3 protein-coding genes are annotated in these 2540 nt (G+C 40.9%); 1 reads left to right on the top strand and 2 read right to left on the bottom strand.

Going from position 1 to position 2540, the window contains the following annotated elements; all coding sequences use genetic code 11:
• A partial coding sequence (locus V7659_RS23070; RefSeq protein WP_335542509.1) for a hypothetical protein occupies positions 1-216 on the top strand: 216 nt, incomplete at its 5' end.
• A gap of 42 nt (positions 217-258) precedes the next feature.
• On the opposite strand, the gene V7659_RS23075 is transcribed toward V7659_RS23070, so the two are convergent.
• Positions 259-1581, bottom strand: a complete 1323-nt coding sequence (locus V7659_RS23075) for an aspartate aminotransferase family protein (RefSeq protein WP_335542510.1) — start codon at positions 1579-1581, stop codon at positions 259-261.
• A gap of 46 nt (positions 1582-1627) precedes the next feature.
• On the bottom strand, positions 1628-2485 hold the full coding sequence (locus tag V7659_RS23080; RefSeq protein ID WP_335542511.1) for an ABC transporter ATP-binding protein: 858 nt from the start codon (positions 2483-2485) through the stop codon (positions 1628-1630).
• Positions 2486-2540: the final 55 nt, after the last annotated feature.

The following is a 2540-nucleotide window of genomic DNA, read 5'->3' on the forward strand; positions in this document are numbered from 1 at the left end:
AAAAGTAATGACTTTTATTCATTTGTGATTGACTTAGAAAACCCAGAAGAAATGTTGATCCCCAATAATGTTTTGTACCTTATAAACAAACTTGGCTACAGTGACTTCATCTTAAAATACTTTTCATTTCACAACCCTGAAAAATTAGATAGGGCAAGAAGCAAGGCCCTCGACTATTATATGACTTCAATGCACAACGGAGTGTTTTTTAATTAAAACAGGTCGCCAACAAGTATTGGCGACCAGATTTACTATTGATTATTTAACTGGCTGCATCAATGACGCTTCATACTCCGTTAATGCTTCATCAAACATCCGGAGTCCTTCATCAATTTGTTCCTTAGTGACGACTAGTGGTGGAATCATTCGAATGACTTCTCCATGATTTCCGCAAAGGTAGAATAGTACACCCTTTTCAAGAGCAAGATCAAGAATTTTTAACAATCCTTCTCCATTCGGTCCACCTGTCACTGGATCAATGATTTCAATCCCAATCATTAAGCCCACCGCGCGGATGCTTCCTATTACAGGGTGTCGTTCCTTGATTTTTTCTAGCTCCTGAACAGCATAACTCCCGATATTCCTAGTGTTTTCAAGAAGGTTTTCTTCTTTCATCACTTCCAAGGTAGCCAGTGCAACAGAACAAGCAATCGGATTACCCCCAAATGTCGTCCCGTGGCTTCCGAGCGGCCATTGTTTCATTAATTCAGCGGAGGAGACCGTTGCGCTAAGCGGCAGGCCATTGGCAATTCCTTTAGCGATTGCCATAATATCAGGGGTAACATCAAAGGTCTGAGCTGCGAACCATTGACCTGTACGGCCAAATCCGGTTTGAACTTCATCAAAAATAAGTAAAATATTATGTCGATCACAAATTTCACGAACTTTTTTTAACCAGCCCTTCGGCGGAACAACATAACCGCCTTCACCGAGTACCGGTTCTAAAATAACACAGGCCACCTCTTCCGGTGTTACTTGATGACTAAATAATGACGCGAAATCTTTTTCTAATTTCTCAATCACATAGGTCTCTGGATCTAAACCTTCTGGACACTCTTTAACATTCGCATAGGGTACTTGATAGGTAAGACCAGATGGCTGGATGAATTTTCGATATTTGCTTTTAGATGTAGTCACACTTAATGCACCTAACGAACGACCATGAAAACAACCGGTAAAGGAAATAACGTACGGACGTTTCGTTACATATTTTGCTAGTTTAAGAGCTCCCTCGATTGCTTCCGTCCCACTATTGGCAAAGAAAAAGCAATCAAGTTCTCCAGGTAAAATTTCGGCGAGTTCATCGGCCAATCGTAAAATGGACTCATACATAATTACGCCAGAAGGACCGTGCATCAATCCATCGGCTGCATCTTTAATCGCTTGGACCACCTTAGGATGACGGTGTCCGACATTTGTTACCGCAATCCCAGACGTAAAATCAAGATACTTCTTTCCATCCACCCCAAAATAATAGCAGCCTTCCTCTTTAACAACCGGTAGATTTGGATGATCCTTTGCCATGCTAGGTGCCAGGCGATTTGGCATATTTTTCACCAAGTGATCCCATTTGTTCTCCATACATTAACCTCCGTATTCGTAATACTTATCTCTAAAAATTGCAGTTTTACTTAATCGCTTTTAATGTTTCATCTCGAATGAGCGACAATAATTCTTCTTTATATTCGGCAAACTGGGCGGACGCTTTCACACTGAAATCCCTTGGACGCTCCAATGCAATCGGGATCCTCTTCTTTAAACGCCCAGGTCTTGCTGTCATAACATATACTGAATCTGCTAAAAAGATCGACTCATCGACATCGTGAGTGATAAATAGAATTGTCTTTTTCGACTCTTCCCATGCTTTCAAGAGCACTTCCTGCATAATGTTTCGGGTTTGGGCATCCAATGCTCCAAACGGTTCATCCATTAATAGAATTTTTGGATCGTTTGCTAACGCTCGAGCAATTGCGACACGTTGCTTCATCCCGCCAGATAACTGAATCGGAAAATGATTTTCAAATCCTTCTAAACCGATTAATTGCAAGTAGTGTCTAGCGATATCGTCTCTCTCTTTTTGAGATACACCCTTTAGCTTTAAACCAAAAGTAATATTGTCTTTCACTGATAACCATGGAAATAACGTGTATGATTGAAATACCATCCCACGATCAGGTCCCGGACCATGGATTTCCTGCCCATCAAGGAGCACTTGGCCGGAAGTTGCTTCTTCTAACCCTGCAACAATCCGTAACACGGTTGACTTCCCACAGCCCGAAGGTCCTAAAATCGTGACGAATTCCCCTTCCTCAATTGAAAAGGAGGTTTTTTCCAATGCGGTCGTTTCACCTTTTTTCGTTTTAAAAACTTTTCCAACCTCTTTGATTTCTAGTTTTGGGGTTCCAGTCATATTTAAAAGAGATTCTCTCTGTTTTGGTACAACTATTTTTTCCTTTTCTTTAACTTTCAATTGAGGTGTTACCATTTAAAAACCATCCTTTCTCATCCAAGAAAACGAAGCCTTGTATATGGCTTTAAAG

Source organism: Neobacillus drentensis (assembly GCF_036966985.1).
Lineage (GTDB): Bacteria > Bacillota > Bacilli > Bacillales > Cytobacillaceae > Neobacillus > Neobacillus drentensis_E.

What these genes read in the sequence shown, in the direction of transcription:
- V7659_RS23080 (WP_335542511.1), bottom strand. Translation starts at nt 2,485, where the DNA reads ATGGTAACACCTCAATTGAAAGTTAAAGAAAAGGAAAAAATAGTTGTA.
- V7659_RS23075 (WP_335542510.1), bottom strand. Translation starts at nt 1,581, where the DNA reads ATGGAGAACAAATGGGATCACTTGGTGAAAAATATGCCAAATCGCCTG.